Origin of the sequence: Pseudomonas sp. ADAK2, from assembly GCF_012935755.1 — a bacterium.
In the GTDB taxonomy this organism is placed as follows: Bacteria; Pseudomonadota; Gammaproteobacteria; order Pseudomonadales; family Pseudomonadaceae; genus Aquipseudomonas.
The window spans coordinates 759,337-773,693 of the sequence record NZ_CP052862.1; the positions used below are offsets into that span (position 1 = coordinate 759,337).

14 protein-coding genes and 1 tRNA gene are annotated in these 14,357 nt (G+C 57.8%); 9 read left to right on the forward strand and 6 right to left on the reverse strand.

Annotated features, from left to right (window positions below):
* From HKK52_RS03435 to HKK52_RS03445, 3 genes are all read left to right on the forward strand, one after another.
* Window positions 1–636: a response regulator transcription factor gene (locus HKK52_RS03435; protein WP_169369484.1), complete on the forward strand. Its 636-nt coding sequence runs from the start codon at window positions 1–3 to the stop codon at window positions 634–636.
* A 102-nt stretch (window positions 637–738) separates the two neighbouring features.
* Window positions 739–1,203 (forward strand): MaoC family dehydratase, encoded by a 465-nt coding sequence (locus HKK52_RS03440; protein WP_169369486.1) that lies wholly within the window; start codon window positions 739–741, stop codon window positions 1,201–1,203.
* Between the two features lie 101 nt (window positions 1,204–1,304).
* Entirely contained in the window at window positions 1,305–2,489 is a 1,185-nt protein-coding gene (locus HKK52_RS03445) for a patatin-like phospholipase family protein (protein ID WP_237150671.1), read from the forward strand.
* A gap of 14 nt (window positions 2,490–2,503) precedes the next feature.
* Here the strand turns inward: HKK52_RS03445 and HKK52_RS03450 are convergent, their stop codons facing one another.
* Entirely contained in the window at window positions 2,504–3,349 is an 846-nt protein-coding gene (locus tag HKK52_RS03450) for a LysR family transcriptional regulator (protein WP_169369488.1), read from the reverse strand.
* Window positions 3,350–3,459: 110 nt separating this feature from the next.
* Here HKK52_RS03450 and HKK52_RS03455 point away from each other — a divergent pair, with 110 nt between their 5' ends.
* Entirely contained in the window at window positions 3,460–4,383 is a 924-nt protein-coding gene (locus HKK52_RS03455) for a DMT family transporter (RefSeq protein ID WP_169369490.1), read from the forward strand.
* Here the strand turns inward: HKK52_RS03455 and HKK52_RS03460 are convergent.
* The gene (locus HKK52_RS03460; protein WP_169369492.1) at window positions 4,356–4,772 is read right to left on the reverse strand and encodes an ester cyclase; all 417 of its coding nucleotides are present in this window, start codon (window positions 4,770–4,772) and stop codon (window positions 4,356–4,358) included. The two genes, HKK52_RS03455 and HKK52_RS03460, sit on opposite strands and share 28 nt — an antisense overlap.
* Before the next feature lie 103 nt (window positions 4,773–4,875).
* Here HKK52_RS03460 and HKK52_RS03465 point away from each other — a divergent pair, with 103 nt between their 5' ends.
* Window positions 4,876–5,748, forward strand: coding sequence for a LysR substrate-binding domain-containing protein (locus HKK52_RS03465; protein WP_169369494.1), 873 nt, complete (start codon window positions 4,876–4,878; stop codon window positions 5,746–5,748).
* A gap of 3 nt (window positions 5,749–5,751) precedes the next feature.
* Here the strand turns inward: HKK52_RS03465 and HKK52_RS03470 are convergent, their stop codons facing one another.
* Window positions 5,752–6,318: a chorismate mutase gene (locus HKK52_RS03470; RefSeq protein ID WP_169369496.1), complete on the reverse strand. Its 567-nt coding sequence runs from the start codon at window positions 6,316–6,318 to the stop codon at window positions 5,752–5,754.
* The gene (locus HKK52_RS03475; protein WP_169369498.1) at window positions 6,315–7,328 is read right to left on the reverse strand and encodes a zinc-dependent alcohol dehydrogenase family protein; all 1,014 of its coding nucleotides are present in this window, start codon (window positions 7,326–7,328) and stop codon (window positions 6,315–6,317) included. Before HKK52_RS03475 ends, HKK52_RS03470 begins: the two co-directional genes overlap by 4 nt.
* A gap of 117 nt (window positions 7,329–7,445) precedes the next feature.
* Between HKK52_RS03475 and HKK52_RS03480 the strand changes: the two genes are divergently transcribed.
* On the forward strand, window positions 7,446–8,351 hold the full coding sequence (locus tag HKK52_RS03480) for a LysR family transcriptional regulator (RefSeq protein ID WP_169369500.1): 906 nt from the start codon (window positions 7,446–7,448) through the stop codon (window positions 8,349–8,351).
* A 1-nt stretch (window position 8,352) separates the two neighbouring features.
* Here HKK52_RS03480 and HKK52_RS03485 read toward each other — a convergent pair whose 3' ends face one another.
* Complete coding sequence (locus tag HKK52_RS03485) at window positions 8,353–9,012, reverse strand: MliC family protein (RefSeq protein WP_169369502.1); 660 nt, start codon at window positions 9,010–9,012, stop codon at window positions 8,353–8,355.
* 285 nt (window positions 9,013–9,297) lie between these two features.
* Here HKK52_RS03485 and HKK52_RS03490 point away from each other — a divergent pair.
* The 3 genes from HKK52_RS03490 to HKK52_RS03500 all read left to right on the forward strand — a co-directional run bounded on the left by HKK52_RS03490 (window position 9,298) and on the right by HKK52_RS03500 (window position 12,566).
* Window positions 9,298–9,372, forward strand: a tRNA-Lys gene (locus tag HKK52_RS03490).
* 55 nt (window positions 9,373–9,427) lie between these two features.
* A complete protein-coding gene (locus HKK52_RS03495; RefSeq protein WP_169369504.1) occupies window positions 9,428–11,728 on the forward strand; it encodes a hypothetical protein in 2,301 nt (766 codons plus the stop codon).
* Window positions 11,729–11,921: 193 nt separating this feature from the next.
* On the forward strand, window positions 11,922–12,566 hold the full coding sequence (locus tag HKK52_RS03500) for a dTMP kinase (protein WP_169374169.1): 645 nt from the start codon (window positions 11,922–11,924) through the stop codon (window positions 12,564–12,566).
* Window positions 12,567–12,890: 324 nt separating this feature from the next.
* On the opposite strand, the gene HKK52_RS03505 is transcribed toward HKK52_RS03500, so the two are convergent.
* Window positions 12,891–13,850: a hypothetical protein gene (locus tag HKK52_RS03505; protein WP_169369506.1), complete on the reverse strand. Its 960-nt coding sequence runs from the start codon at window positions 13,848–13,850 to the stop codon at window positions 12,891–12,893.
* Window positions 13,851–14,357 lie beyond the last annotated feature (507 nt).

A 14,357-nucleotide genomic window follows, 5' to 3' on the forward strand; every position in this document is an offset into this window, starting at 1 on the left:
ATGGCAGCAGTGACGGAACACGTGGTTTACGTGGTCGACGATGATCAAGGCATGCTCGATTCAACGGTTTGGCTGCTGGAATCGGTGGGCCTCAAGGCCTTGCCGTTCACCAGTGGCGTCGAGTTTCTGGAGGCCTGCGATGCACGGCTCAATGCCTGCGTGTTGCTGGACGTGCGCATGCCGGGCATGGGCGGCTTGAACGTGCAGGAAGCCATGCGCGAACGCGAACTGAACTTGCCGATCATCTTCGTCAGCGGCCACGCCGACGTGCCGATCGTGGTCCGCGCCTTCAAGGCCGGCGCCCATGACTTCATCGAAAAACCCTACAACGAACAGCTGCTGCTCGACAGCGTGCAACAGGCGCTCAGCAACTGCGCGGCCAATCGCACGGGCAATCTGGGCCACGAAGAATTGCAGGCGCGCATGCTGACCCTGACCCCTCGGGAACGCGATGTATTGCTGCCGTTGGTGCAGGGCTACACCACCCGGGAAATCGCCAAACAACTGGGGGTCAGCGCCAAAACCGTCGACCTGTATCGCTCGCGGGTGATGAAACGCATGCAGGCCAATACTTTGCCGGATCTGGTGGGGATGGCGATTGCGGCGCAATTGGTTGATCCGTTGAAGTTGCGTTGAGTCCGTTGCGGCACAGACCGGGTGTCCTGCCGCCGGCATGACTGCCAGGGCTTGGGCTAGCATGGAAGGTGTACGTGCCACTCTCCTGAAGAGGGTTGAATCATGACCATCCATGCCTGGGAAAAACTCTATCTCGATGATTTGACCTTGGGGCAGGTGTTCGAAAGCGACGCCGTTCGCGTCGAGCGACGGGCGATGCTGGCTTTTGCGCAAGAATACGACCCGCAACCTTTCCACCTTGACCCCGAAGCCGCCGACCTGAGCTTGTTTCGCGGTCTGGCGGCCAGTGGCTGGAACACCGCGGCACTGACCATGAAACTGCTGGTGGCCAGCGTACCGTTGGCCGACGGGATCATTGGCCTGGGGATCGAACTCAGCTGGCCGACGCCGACGTATCCGGATGACCTGTTGCGTCTCACCACCACCGTCCAGGTCATCGAACCGTCCGCCACCAAGCCCGACCGGGGCGTGGTGACCATGCTCATGGAGACTCGCAATCAACACGACAAAGTGGTGCAGCGCGCCACCGGAAGACTGCTGGTGTTCAGGAGACCGCCGCCTGATTGAGCCGGTAGTCATGGTTGTGTGGCGCGCGCATGATGGGCGAGGCCATTTCACCGAATAGTCGAGCACGTTCTCTGTCGATGGCAGGGACCGGAGGAGGCGTGTTGAAACCCTTTCTACCCAGGCCCAGCGCCGCAACGCTGAACATGTTGCGTCAAGGCTGCCTGCAACGCCGTGATGCAGTGCCGCAAGCGTTGACGGAACAAGCGGCCATCCCCGGCATCCCCAATGCGCGTTACTGGCTGGACCAGGATCTGACGCCGTTTATCCGGGACGCGAGTGAGGCCAACCATCGAGAGTACGAGGCGTTCGGCCGCATCGAGGAGCCGAATGACATGTTGCCGCTGGCCGATATGCTGGCGGTTTCGGGGGGCGGCGACGCCGGCACTTTCGCGGCAGGCATCATTGCCGGATGGTCCCTGCATGGCACCCGACCGGTGTTCAAGGTCGTCACCGGCATCAGCGCCGGTGCGCTGGTCGCCCCGTTCGCTTACCTGGGGCCTGAGTATGACGGGATCATTCTGGGGATCTGCAAGGGCATCGGCCCCAAAGACGTGTTCCATCCGCGCAGCATGCTGACCCGCCTGGCGAGCGACGGTATGGCGGACAGCAAGCCACTGTCTCGCTTGATTGCCAAGTACGTCACTGCCGAAGTGCTGGCAGCCATCGCCGGGCAATACGCCAAGGGGCGACTGCTGATGATCGGCACCACCGACCTTGATTCAGGGCGGGCCGTCACCTGGAACATGGGTGCGATTGCGTCCAGCGATGCACCGGGAGCGCTCGAACTGTTTCGCAACATCATGGTGGCGTCGATGAGTATTCCCGGCGCCGTGTCACCGGTGATGATCGATGTAGAAGTTGACGGCAAACAGTTCCAGGAAATGCACGTGGACGGCGGCGTCCTCACCCAGGTGTTCCTTTACCCGCCGGGCACGGTGATGGCGCTGAACCAAGTGACTGGCGCGCGCTTGCGCCGGGAGCGGCATTTCTTTGTGATTCGCAACGGCAAACTGGAACCGCAGTGGTCCGGCACCAAGCGCCGCACCTTGAGCATTGGCGGCCGAGCCATCAGCACGTTGATCCAGACCCAGGGCATCAGCGACCTCGATCGAATCTACCGGATTGCCCAGCAGGACGGCGCGGACTTCAACCTGGCGTACATCGGCGCCGATTTTGATGACGCGCGCAATCACCGATTCGAGGGCGCGTATATGAAGCGGTTATTCGATTACGCCTTTGAACTCAGTGCGAAAGGCTATCCGTGGCATAAATCGCCGAGTACCTGAGCGCCGCCCGGCGCTTATTGTTCAAAGCACGACACCAGGAACCCCATCACCGCCTGCACGGCCGGTGTGTGCCGGATGTCGTTGTGGACCAGCAGCCACACGTCCCGCGTAAGGTCGGCGCCCACCGATGGCAGCGCTTGCAGGCCGTAGCGCTCGCCCAGGAAGTAGGGCAATGCGGCGACACCAGCACCCGCCTGAGCAATGGTCGCCTGGATGTTCAAATCATTGCTGCGCAGCAGGATCGGTCGATCACCCGCCTGTTTCTTCAACCAGGCCTGTTGTGGGGATTGCTCCATGGTTTCGTCGTAAGCGATGAAGGCCAGGTCTTGCGGGGCAGTGTTGGCTAAATAACCGGCCGCGCCATACAGGTAAAACGGCAGCGTCGCGACCTTGCGGGCCACCAGGTCCGGTTCCTTGGGGCGGCTCAGGCGCACGGCGATATCGGCTTCGCGTCGGGACAACGAAGCGCTGCCCAGGCTGCCAATCAACTGCAACGACAGCTGCGGATACTGCGTGCGCAATGCATTGATTCGCGGCGCTATCAGCGCGCAGGCCAGTGCGGGTGGGGCACTGACCATGACTTCGCCGACGTAGCTTTCCTGCCCCGCCAGGGCGGTACGCTGGACCGCGAACGACTCGCTTTCCATCCGCCACCCCAGCTCGGCAATGCGTTTCCCGTCCTCGGTAATGACGTACGCACGGGGGCGTCGGTCCACCAACTTCAGGTTCAGCGAACGCTCCAGCGCGCTGATGCGCCGCGCCACCGTGGCATGGTCGACCTTGAGCGTGCGTGCCGCCCCCGACAACGACTGCTCGTGGGCGAAGACAATGAAGTAACGCAGATCCTCCCAATCGAACATGGGCGTTTTCTCACATAAAGGGTGAATAAATGGGGAATTCTGCCCCATCGGCAAGCCTGCAAGAATCCTCCAAAGCCTGATGGGCAGGTTTGATTTGCGAGGAAACAGCCATGTCAAAATCAACGCCTCTGGCCTATGCCGGAATTGTCGGTGCCACGTTTTTCTGGGGCACCAATTTCAATGCGGGCGCCTACATCATCAAGAGCATGGCACCGATCAGCGCGTCCATTGAGCGCTTTGCCATTTCGACAGTGTTGCTGGTCCTGATTTTCAGTCTGGCCGGAAAGCTGCGTTTCGGCACGCTGAAACACAACCTGCCGGCCTTTATCGGCCTGGGGTTGCTTGGGTTTACCGCGTTCAGCCTCGCGACCTTCTTTGGCCTGCAAACCACCACGCCGATCAACGGTGCGCTGATCCTGGCGACCACGCCACTGTGGACCATGATCTTTGCCGTGTTGCTGGAAGGGGAACGGATTGATCGTGGTCGCGCCGTTGGCTTGATATTGGGCTTGCTCGGAGTAGGGCTGGTGATCACCCGCGGCGATATCCAGGTGCTGCTCCGGCTGAAAGTGGCCAGTGGTGACGCGATGATTCTGGCCGGCAGCATGGCCTGGGCGGCGAACATGGTCGGCACCCGACGCTTCGTCAAAGACTCGACACCGCTGGAAACCACGACTTATTCCATGTTGTTCGGGGTCATCGGGTTGATCGTGCTGGGTTTCATTTACGAAGACCCGCTGGCGGACATGCGTGGCGCTTCACTGCCGATTCATGGCGCGGTCATTTACCTGGCGGTCTTCGGGTCGTTGATTGCCTACTTGCTGTGGTTCAAAGGCATCCATGCCATCGGCGCCGCGCGGACCTCGATTTTCTTCAACCTGGCGCCGGTGTTCACCATGCTGGTGTCCTCGATCCTCGGCGTGTTGCCGAACGTCTGGCAATTGCTCGGTGCCAGCGGCGTCATTCTGGGAGTGGTGTTTGCTTCGGGGCTGGTATTGAGCCCGACTCAACCGAGACCGATCACGTCCCGGTGAACTTCCAGCGCGTTACGCTCGACCCAGTTGTGCGCCAGCAGCCCATCCGGACGCACTTCCCAGACGGCGGTGCCGAGCATTTCAAAAGGGCTGTTGCAGGAGCGGCCGCCGATAAATCCCTGGTTTTTCCCGGCCAACTTCCAGCGGGAAGCGACGCGGGTCCCTTGGGCATTCTGGAATGTCTCGATGGCGCCAAACTCGGAATCTTCGATGGTCGACAGGAAGGCGCCGATCCAGCGAATGAAGGCTTCGCGGCCAACAATATCCACGCCACCGGACGTGATAACGAAGTCTTCGGCAACGAAGCGCGCGGCGGCTTGCGGGTCCTTGGCTTGCCACACCTCGCGCCAGAAGCTTTCTACGATGTGTACTGCGGTGTTGTCGGTCATGTCGAACGCCTCGTTTATTCAGATGAAGCACGATGTTCGACATTTGCTATCCAGAACTCCAGCGCATAAATTTAATGGCATCCAGTTGAAAAGCGAATTCACCATGCAAGCCAGCGACCTGGAAATCGACCTGCTGCGGGCGTTTATCGCAGTGGCGGAGACCGGCAGTTTCACCGCCGCCGCGGACGTGATTGCGCGGTCGCAATCGGCGGTCAGCCAGAAGATTATTCGCCTGGAAGACCTGCTCGGTTTTCGTGTGTTCGAACGCACCAGCCGCGCGCTGACACTCACACCTGATGGCGAACGACTGTTGGTGGGGGCGCGTAAATTGATGGTGCATTTCGAGACGTTCATCCGTGAGATCAAGGCGCCCGCCACGGTGAATCTCCTGCGCCTGGGGATCTCCGAAAACCTCGTGCCTACGCAACTGCCCACGTTGTTATCGCGTTTTTGCAAGGTCTATCCGGACATTAAACTGGAACTCACCACCGGTCTAAGCCACGACCTGCTGGCCGACCATGAAGCCGGGTTGCTGGACGTGGTCATTGCCAAGCAAAAAGCCAGTGCCACCGCACAGCGCGGTCGAATTATCTGGCGCGAGCCTTTGGTCTGGATCGCCGCGAAGGACTTCGAAATCGAAGCCTCCAAACCCATACGCCTGGTGATGATGCGCCCGCCGTGCGCGTACCGCGCCATCATGATCGAGGCCCTGGCGTCGGTGCGACGGGAATGGGTTTCAGCTTGCCTGGCGAGCAATTTGATGGGCGTCCAGGCCGCCGTCGCCGGTGGACTGGGGATTACCGCGCTGGGGACCTCGTTCCTGCAGGAAGGCATGCGGATCGTAGAACCGTCCGAGAAGTTGCCGACATTACCCAGCACCGAAGTCGCCGTGATTGGCGACGACGTTCGCACCCGGCATCTGGTCCAGCCGCTGGTGTCGTTGCTGACCGAAGGTTTGATGGGCTCTTTGAACTAGGATTTACCGAGGCAAATCAGCCGTACACAACTCCCCCGTAGCGCGGATCAGCGCCAGTTCATGCAGCTGATCCGTCGCCAGACTGGCGCGAGCCTTGGCAATCCAGTCCGTGCACTGTGGGTCCTTTCGATAAGGCGTGAAGTCGGCATATTGCTGCAACAGTCGATTTTGCAGTTCATCCAGGCGTGGGCGGATTTGCTTGGCGAGGTCCGGGCGCGGCGTGTCTGGCGCCTGGCCGGCCGCTTGCCATTGGGCCAGCAGACCGTACTGCACCAGTTTGTTGGCTTCCATTTGCGCCGCCAGTAACTGGCCAACATCTTCCGGGTCCAGTTTTCGCTCTTCGGCCAGCTTCCTGGCGTTGGCGATCACCTGCGCTTCCCGGGGGCTGTCCTGGATCGGCTTGCCGCTGTCCCATTTGGTCAGGGCGACCAGATCAGCGATGTTGAGGCGTTCGTTCAACGTCACCAACAGCGGTTGCAAGGTTTCGGGTGGCGCGCTGGCCTGGGCGTTGAGGGCGGACAGGCCGAGTACGGCGCAGCACAGCAATTGAAGTTTCGGTTTATCGCTCATTCATGGGTATCCAGGCAGATGTCGATCACTACTTTACCGATTGCTTGTCCCGCGGCAACGATGGCGTGAGCGTCATTGACGTTTTCCAGGGTAAAGCTTCGGTCGTCCAGCAGCACCCGCAGTTGTCCGGCTTCAGCCATCCGCGTGGCTTGCGCGAGGATTTCACCGTGGTGCTGGCGGCCTTTGCCGGTGATCAGCGGCAGCAACGTGAAGACACCGGAATAGGTGGCACCCCGCAACGACAGCGGCGCGAGTGTATGCTCACCCCAGCCTAGGCAACTGACGACGTGGCCGGTGTAGACCTTCAGCAGGTTGAACGAGGCGTCCAGTGTCGCGCCGCCGACGGTGTCATACACGATGTCAAAACCTTCGCCGCCGGTGTGTTGCTCAAGGTAATCGGCAGGCGCCTGACTGCGGTAAACAATGGCCGTGGCGCCGAAGCCCTCGATGATTGCCAGGCTTTTGCCACTGCCGGTGGCGAACACTTCAGCCCCGTGGGCTTTGGCGATCTGCACCGCGATATGCCCGACACCACCGGCGCCACCTTGCACCAACACCCGTTGTCCGCCCCGGACGTTGGCCCGGTCCACCAAGCCTTCCCACGCAGTGATGAAAATCAAGGGGAGGGCGGCAGCTTCGCGCATGCTCAGGTTCCGCGGTTTACGCGCCAGCAAATCGGCATCGACGGCGATGTAGTCCGCCAGCGAACCCTGCTGGCCGCCAATTCCACCGGCCATGCCGAAGACCTCGTCGCCGACGGTGAAGGCTGTGACATCAGCAGCGACCACTTCAACAATCCCGGCCAGGTCCATGCCCAAGACAGCAGGCAACGGTTGCCGCGCATGGCCGCCCTGGCCGTTGCTGATCTTCGTGTCCAACGGGTTCACGCCACTGGCGATGATCTTGATCAACACCTGGCCTGCCTTGATTTCAGGTCGTGGCAGGTCTTGCAGTTGCAGTGCGGCTCCGGCCTTCAAAGCGACGGCGGCGCGCATGGTGGTCTGGCTCATGGGAACTCCTGTGGAACTGTTTAGGGGCGATGGGTCCAGTTTCAGGCAGTCGGACGATTCCGATAAGCGCGTAAATACCTATAGTATTCATTCCAAATAATCGCCAAGTAGGTGCTGATGGACACGTTAGAAGCGATGACGATTTTCCTGCGGGTGGTGGAGCGGGGCAGTTTCTCGGCCGTAGCCCGGGAACTCGGGCTCAGCCAGCCAACCATCAGCAAACAGATCGGCGCCCTGGAAAACCGACTGGGTGGCCGGCTGTTCGCCCGCAGTACACGCAACCTCAGCCTGACGGATGAAGGTCAGCGCTATTACGAGCATTGTCGGCAGATTCTGGCGGCGGTAGACCATGCCGAGCACAGTTTCCAGACCGGCCAGGAGCGGGTGGCCGGGCCATTGCGCATTGCCTCTTCCGGCAGTTTCGGACGCATTCAGATTGCGCCGCGGCTGCACGGTTTTCTCCAGCAACACCCTGACGTGACGATTGATTTGCTACTGAGTGACGAGAACGTCGACCTGGTCAGCGAGGGCATCGATGTCGCCGTGCGCATTGGCGAGTTGAAGGACAGCGGCCTGATCGCCCGGCCCATAGGCCTGACGCGGCGCCGGGTGTTCGCCGCTCCCAGCTATCTTGAACAGCACGGTGTGCCGGCGACACCGGATGATCTGAGCGACCACAACTGCCTGGTCTTCAATCAACTGGAACAGTCCGACCACTGGCGCTTCGAGCACAGCGGTCAATCGCGCACCATCCAGGTCCAGGGCAATGTGCGCAGCAACAACAGCGAAGCGATTCGGCAGATGGTCCTGAGTGGCTTGGGACTGTCGCTTTCACCCTCGTGGTTGTTTCGCGAGGACGTGCAGGCCGGGCGCGTGTTGGCGTTGCTGGACGAGTACACACCGTCGTCGCTGCCGATCCATGCCGTGTTTCCTGCGGATCGTCGGCAATCGGCACGGGTGAGGGCGTTCATCGATTATCTGCGAGATGCTTTCGCGCTTGATGACGACGTTTGCCTGGGTTGAATCAACCCTCAGGCTCGGCCGTACAACTCATTTGCCCTGAGCCCGGCTTCTGGAAAAGGACCGTGTTGCCGTCTTGCCAGAAGCTGTAATTGCCCTGGCGATCCTTGCCGGCGTATCGGGTGCCGGAATCACTCGGCACCTGGCTCAACGTGATCGAAGTGCTGGCCCATTTCAGGTACACGACCGCCGTCTGCGAGTTAAAGAAGGTCGCAGCGATGGGCGTGTTGAACCCGCTGCAACGAATCGTCCGGGGGCCTTCGGTGAGTCGGTCGGGATCCTTGGTTCGCACAATCGCCGAGCCTTGGCGCAGCTGATGCGCGCGCTCGGCATAACTGCGGATCGTGCACGGCTTGGGCTCAGGATCGGAGGCGCACTGATCACGGGTCACAACCCAGAACTTCTGATCGATCACGATTTTGTCGGGCGGCGGGACGGAACGTTCATCCGTGAGCGCCAGGCGATACAGGCGCGTCAGTTCCATGTCCATCTGCAGCAATTGCGGATCGCGGCAGATCAGTTTTTCGAGGGTGGTCCTGGCCGTGGCGCAGTCGAAGGTGGTCTTGAGGGGTGGCGGCGGGTCGGCGGCGTCGACGCAAGTACTTGCCGCTGCGCACAGGCTGGCAGCGAGTAGAGCGGTGAAACGGGATGTGAACGTTTTCATGCTGGCTTCACCCAGATGCCCGGATTGCCCGTGGACCGGTTGATCCCGTTGAACATTCATTCGTTCTTGTTGGGTGTATCGCAGTGTACGTCAGCGCTCGAAACTTGCCACACCGGCTGGCGGCCGTAGCGTCGAGAAACGTTGCGGCCCAGACGTTTGCGCCCGATGGAGAGAACGTCAGAACTGAGGTTATCCTCGTAGAGGAGGGCGACGGGGTGCAAAAATCAAATTTTCTCCCGTCGGTCTTCACATCCCTTTGTTGCTAGTCGACAATGCGCCCTCTGCTCCGGGGTAGTTCAGCGGTAGAACACTCGGCTCTTAACCGGGTGGGCGCTGGTTCGAATCCAGCCCCCGGACCCACTACATCGCAGGATCAGAAGGACACATGTCCAGGCACGATAGGGAATCGGATGAAATGGCCGGCATTAACACCGGTTATGCAGTCTTTCAGTTGTCTCGTGCATTGACCGCGTCCGGTCTCGACACTGAGGCAAAAACGCTCAAGCGGATTGAGCGCTGGCAGCAGGTGGTCGAACACATGGTGCGGGGCACCGCCCAGTTTGGCTCACGCACACCGCTCGTGGATGTGCCTGAATGGGTCACGCTGGAAGTTGTCACCGGCGGTTTTGCTACCGGACAGCATCTGGCCGGTGGTGCACTGACCGAGCACGAGCGGCAGTTGGCCGCCTCGATCCCAGGCATCCGCCCTGGCTTTGAACGACTGGATCTCAATGCCTGGCACCTTACGGATGAGGGGATCGCATCGCTGCAAGCGCGTCTGGTGAACAGCGACTATCGGGTCGATGTCCCGGAGGAGGCCGCGTTACTGACCGTAGCCTGGCTGTTGGGCCAGCAGCGCTCGGAGGCAGCGCGCGAACTGATCGAGTCGATTGCGCCTTTTTTTGAGCAACTGCGTTTCTTTCCAATGGAATCTGACGGGCTGCCGCTCACGGCGGCGCACGTGCAGATCTACGATGTCGGCGATATCAAACAGCTGCTTTCACAACTTCCGGCGCAGCCGCGTCTGGCGCTGCACAAACACGTGGTTACAACCCGGTTGCCTTTCTACGACGCAGCTATCTCGCTCTTCCTCTTAACGTACCAGGATGACTGGCCTTGTCGGCAATATCCGGAAGGCTGGCTCGAGCAGGCGAATACCCTAAGCAGCCGGTTCGATACCACCTGTGGCACTGACAATCTCACCGGTGAACCTTTCAGGGATCGGGTAGGGGAGTTGCACGCGCTGCTGAAGCTCTGTTCCCGCGACCCAGCTTCGCTCACAGGCCGTCAGGTCGGACGAATCCGGCGGATCGTCAACGATTTTGTCAGCAAACATGGTCATCCTGAATCTGAAGGTCATCTACAGAGCCGGGCAACGCAGCGCCATCATGTGGCCGCACCCGAACATCATCTGATAGCCAAAGCGGTTGCTGAGCGTCTGACCGATTATCCAAGCTCAGAAGGTATCTCTGATTTTTCGCCCCTGCTGGAGCCCATTACCCATGGCGAGGCGAAGGCATATGCGCTGATTACAGGCGTTGCCATTCCGCTAGCGGTTCGTCGACGCCTCGAGCGCTGTCGAAAGGGAACCATCGCTGACTTGATTGAGCAGGGAGTGATTACCTCCGGGGATACCGTGGCGCGAGTGCTACCAACGTTGACGGCCGAAATCTGCAGCGCTGGATTTCGCGATACAACGCTACGTGCGTTGTCGATCGCAACATACCGTGCTTTTCGGCGGCGCCGTTCATTGCTGCTGCTCAATCTGCAAAGCCAAGTCAAACTCAGCGAGTTGCCTTGGGTGGCCGCCGTAGAAGTTGACCGCGTGGCAGACGCTGCGGCTGCGGAGGGCGCCAGACAAGCCTTGATCGAATCATCGGCAACGACCCTGTCCGCTTTCCCTCAGGCAATCCTTGCGAACAAGCTACTTCAGGAGTTTGGCTCGCTTGCTGTCACAGCGAAGCTGGATCTTCCTTTTGTGGAAGAGGTCGCGGCGGACATTTTCATGGGGGCCTTCTCGAACAAATTCGTGGAAGCAGCCAGGCGAGCGGCCTCGTTGATAGGCGGCAGCCTTTACGCCCGTTATTACGACATCGACGCCAATCAACTGGCGACTCTTCCCGATAAACCGAAACCGAAGAGACGGAAGGTTTCCTGGCGTCATTCGGGTACCAGTGATGCATTGGCCACCCTGTGTGCGCAGCGGGCTAATGTGCCCTTGGGTGAATGGCATTCAGCAACTAACGGAAGGATCATCGAGCAACAACAGATTCTGACGACGCAAAACCTCGCGCTTCTGTTTGGTGAACTCGGTCTGAAGACGCTACTGCATCATCGCCTGGGGACACTTGCTCTGGAGTGTTTCCAATGGATCTGCAGGCGACAGCAACTCAAAATCAAGTTCTACCACTCGCGCTTGGTGATGCTCAAAAATACGGCCTATGCCTGGCGGCAGATGGTGTTTTATTTGTCGATGCTGGATGACGCCGAGAGAGGCAGCGCTATCAACCGCATCGAAGCTCATTTTGCCGCTCAACCTGCTGCATTCCGGGCGCGATTTCTACCGGCCATGATCGGGTTGCGTGTAGCAGCTTCCGGGCTGCCGTTAACCCTGAGCCGGCAGAAAAGCGAAGGGGCTCAGGTTTTTCTCGGATGGACCAGCGAACGACATTGGTTATTGCCGCCGCCAACGAATGACAAGCCAGAGACGGTCTGAATACTGCAAAGCCCGGGTTTCTGGGCATTTAGGTTTTGAGACCCGTCAGCCAGAAACTCGGTTAGAGTGTTGATCAATGTCTGTTCAAAAAGGGCTCTCCACTCGATTCGCCTGGTCGCGCCAAGCGGTTCCAGCGAACGAACCGGGCAAAAAAAGCCGTATATCAATCGTTATGTGAAGAAGGAATCGTCCGCTGTTTGTTTCTCTAGATGGGCCCAAAGGAACCGGCAAAACCACACTTCTGGAAGCCGTTACGAAAGTACTGAGGGCAGACAACAAAAAGGTGATCCGGCTTTGCGAGAGTAAAAGCGATCCCTACAGGGGTGAAACAATGGCCCTCGTTAACAAACTCGTCAGAAATCCTTCCCGGGATTTGGAGTTGGAGGTTTGTGAGCGCTTTGCTGATAGCCGTCATTGGATTTCCCAGCACGTGCTCACTAAACAGCCACCGGACAGCATCATCTTGATCGATCGCTGGTACCCGTCTGATGCCGCGTTTCGCCGGATAGTCCCGTTTTCAGAGATTCTGCAGTTGAATATCGATCGAAACGTGCAAGTGCCAGACCTGCATGTCGGGGTTGTCACCGCCCCTGAAATTTCATGGGCGAGGGCCGCGGCACGAGGCCGTGGGCTGAGCAGTACCGTGATGCATAAGCTGGAAGAACATGTGGCTTGTACTGAAGCGTTCGAGCGAGCGGTTGCAGATAATGGCTGGGTTCTATGCCGTAATGAAGGAACGATCGAAGACGCAACGATGCAGGTCATTTCTGAGATCTATAAGGTCCTTCGATGCCCCGTAGGCGAAGCTTGCTGCGCCGGCCTTGATTCGGTGAGATAGCCGTAGATATAGATCGTTAGCAGTATCGAGTGAGTACGCCGAAGTAACGATCAGCATAGCGGCATCTTCTAGTAACCCCAGATATTTCAGTTGGTTATGCTAGGTTGATGACATTTACCCTAGGATTTGTAACTTTTTTAGTCTCCGATTTTTGCCAGCAAAAAAAGGATAGCGGGATATGAATAAGTAAAAAATAGATAATGCGTAACGCACGAGAACGGAGCGGCATTCAAAATTAACTCCACTGCATCCAGATGCTCAGACATGGCTTCTTGATTAGGGGGCTCCAAATGTGGAAAAACCATTGCTTACGTTCGAGTATCTCTAGCTTTTCAAAAAGCTCGGCTTCCATGGGGCATCGCGCGGGCCCTCAATTAAATAGCTTATAGCGCTATTTCGCAGGTTATTTTGATGGATACAACGATCGAGCGCTTCATTGTCATTAGTGGCAATAAATGAGTATTTTGGCTGCGCCGCAAAAGCCAAGTCGAGACCATATTTACCGCTTAGCATCTCATTCATCAGCGCCATTTGACATGAAGCTGAAGCAGTATCATTTCGCGAAATAAGTGTCTTCTCCGCGCTCGTGTTAAGTATTAGTGATGGTATCAAATAGTCGTCTGGGGTCATATCTAACTTGAGATGCGAGGGTAACCCTAACGGTAATATCTCTTCAATGTATCTTTGTAATAAGGCTTCTGCGAGGTTCAACTCCTCGAAATGCGCGGCCAACAGGATAAGGGCTTTATGTAGTGCTAAGAAGAGCGGGGTTGGCTCAGAAACTGATTCGCCACAAGACTCTCTAAGCAGCCAGGTAAGACAAGCCAATACATCTGAGTCGGCATTTCTACTTAATTTTTCAAGACTTCTAGAGGAAATCTTCAGACGTTCAAATGGGGCCGCCGAGTCGTTATTTCTTGGAAGCACTAGCCGCTGGACCTCGGGTACCAGCAATCGCAGGAAGCTGTCATCGTCGAATATCTTGACATTAGTCAGATCAAGAACCAACCAAAGAGGGTGGTTAAGTTCCCGTGTTGAACCGTGAGCTATTTTTTCGACCATTTTAAGCAGCTTAAGCTGTGGACGATGTATACCCTTGCGATAGTTTGACCATTTATTCTTGCGATACTCGACTGCTCCCCCAGTGGAGTAGGAAAAAGCATCCGGCTCAAATGCCTTTTCCATACTGTAGTCGGACGTTAGGCCTGCACGGGCACGCAGCTTGGAATACCAATACCGGATGCACAGGCTTCGGAGGGGTTCCAGAGTAACAATTTCAGTCATTGGCATATACCGCGCATAAGGCTTGCGCAAGCAAACGCAAAATAATAATCCCAACAAAATCAATAAGTTGCTAAGATTTTTAAGCAGAACATAGAGTAATAATAGTCGGAAGTTGCCCTCTGTGAAAGTCTTCGTCTAATGTTTAAGATTTGTGTGACTAAACAACACAGTGCATGCCATGACCCTACAACAAGACTACGAGCGCCTGGCTTCCGAACTTGAGCATCGTCTGTGTGAGCGTTATGGCTTGATGCTCGGGAGCAAGGACCTTTGGAGGGAACTGGGGTACCCAAGTCCCAACGCATTTAGACAGGCGCTGATTCGCGGCACAGTAGACATTCCTGTCTTCGAAGTCAGCAATAGGCGTGGTAGGTTTGCGCTCGCCCATGATGTCGCTCAATGGATCGCGAGCCAGCGACTGGGTGTAGCAAAAGCTTAACTTCGACTAGTAAACCGCCGTAAGCAGGAGTTGCTGTTATGGATACTGGTTAAGAGCCAGAAAAGTGA

Excerpts from the sequence above, each read along its gene's own strand:
- HKK52_RS03435 (WP_169369484.1), top strand. The coding sequence starts at position 1 with ATGGCAGCAGTGACGGAACACGTGGTTTACGTGGTCGACGATGATCAA.
- HKK52_RS03440 (WP_169369486.1), top strand. The coding sequence starts at position 739 with ATGACCATCCATGCCTGGGAAAAACTCTATCTCGATGATTTGACCTTG.
- HKK52_RS03450 (WP_169369488.1), bottom strand. The coding sequence starts at position 3,349 with ATGTTCGATTGGGAGGATCTGCGTTACTTCATTGTCTTCGCCCACGAG.
- HKK52_RS03455 (WP_169369490.1), top strand. The coding sequence starts at position 3,460 with ATGTCAAAATCAACGCCTCTGGCCTATGCCGGAATTGTCGGTGCCACG.
- HKK52_RS03460 (WP_169369492.1), bottom strand. The coding sequence starts at position 4,772 with ATGACCGACAACACCGCAGTACACATCGTAGAAAGCTTCTGGCGCGAG.
- HKK52_RS03465 (WP_169369494.1), top strand. The coding sequence starts at position 4,876 with ATGCAAGCCAGCGACCTGGAAATCGACCTGCTGCGGGCGTTTATCGCA.
- HKK52_RS03470 (WP_169369496.1), bottom strand. The coding sequence starts at position 6,318 with ATGAGCGATAAACCGAAACTTCAATTGCTGTGCTGCGCCGTACTCGGC.
- HKK52_RS03475 (WP_169369498.1), bottom strand. The coding sequence starts at position 7,328 with ATGAGCCAGACCACCATGCGCGCCGCCGTCGCTTTGAAGGCCGGAGCC.
- HKK52_RS03480 (WP_169369500.1), top strand. The coding sequence starts at position 7,446 with ATGGACACGTTAGAAGCGATGACGATTTTCCTGCGGGTGGTGGAGCGG.
- HKK52_RS03485 (WP_169369502.1), bottom strand. The coding sequence starts at position 9,012 with ATGAAAACGTTCACATCCCGTTTCACCGCTCTACTCGCTGCCAGCCTG.
- HKK52_RS03495 (WP_169369504.1), top strand. The coding sequence starts at position 9,428 with ATGGCCGGCATTAACACCGGTTATGCAGTCTTTCAGTTGTCTCGTGCA.
- HKK52_RS03505 (WP_169369506.1), bottom strand. The coding sequence starts at position 13,850 with ATGACTGAAATTGTTACTCTGGAACCCCTCCGAAGCCTGTGCATCCGG.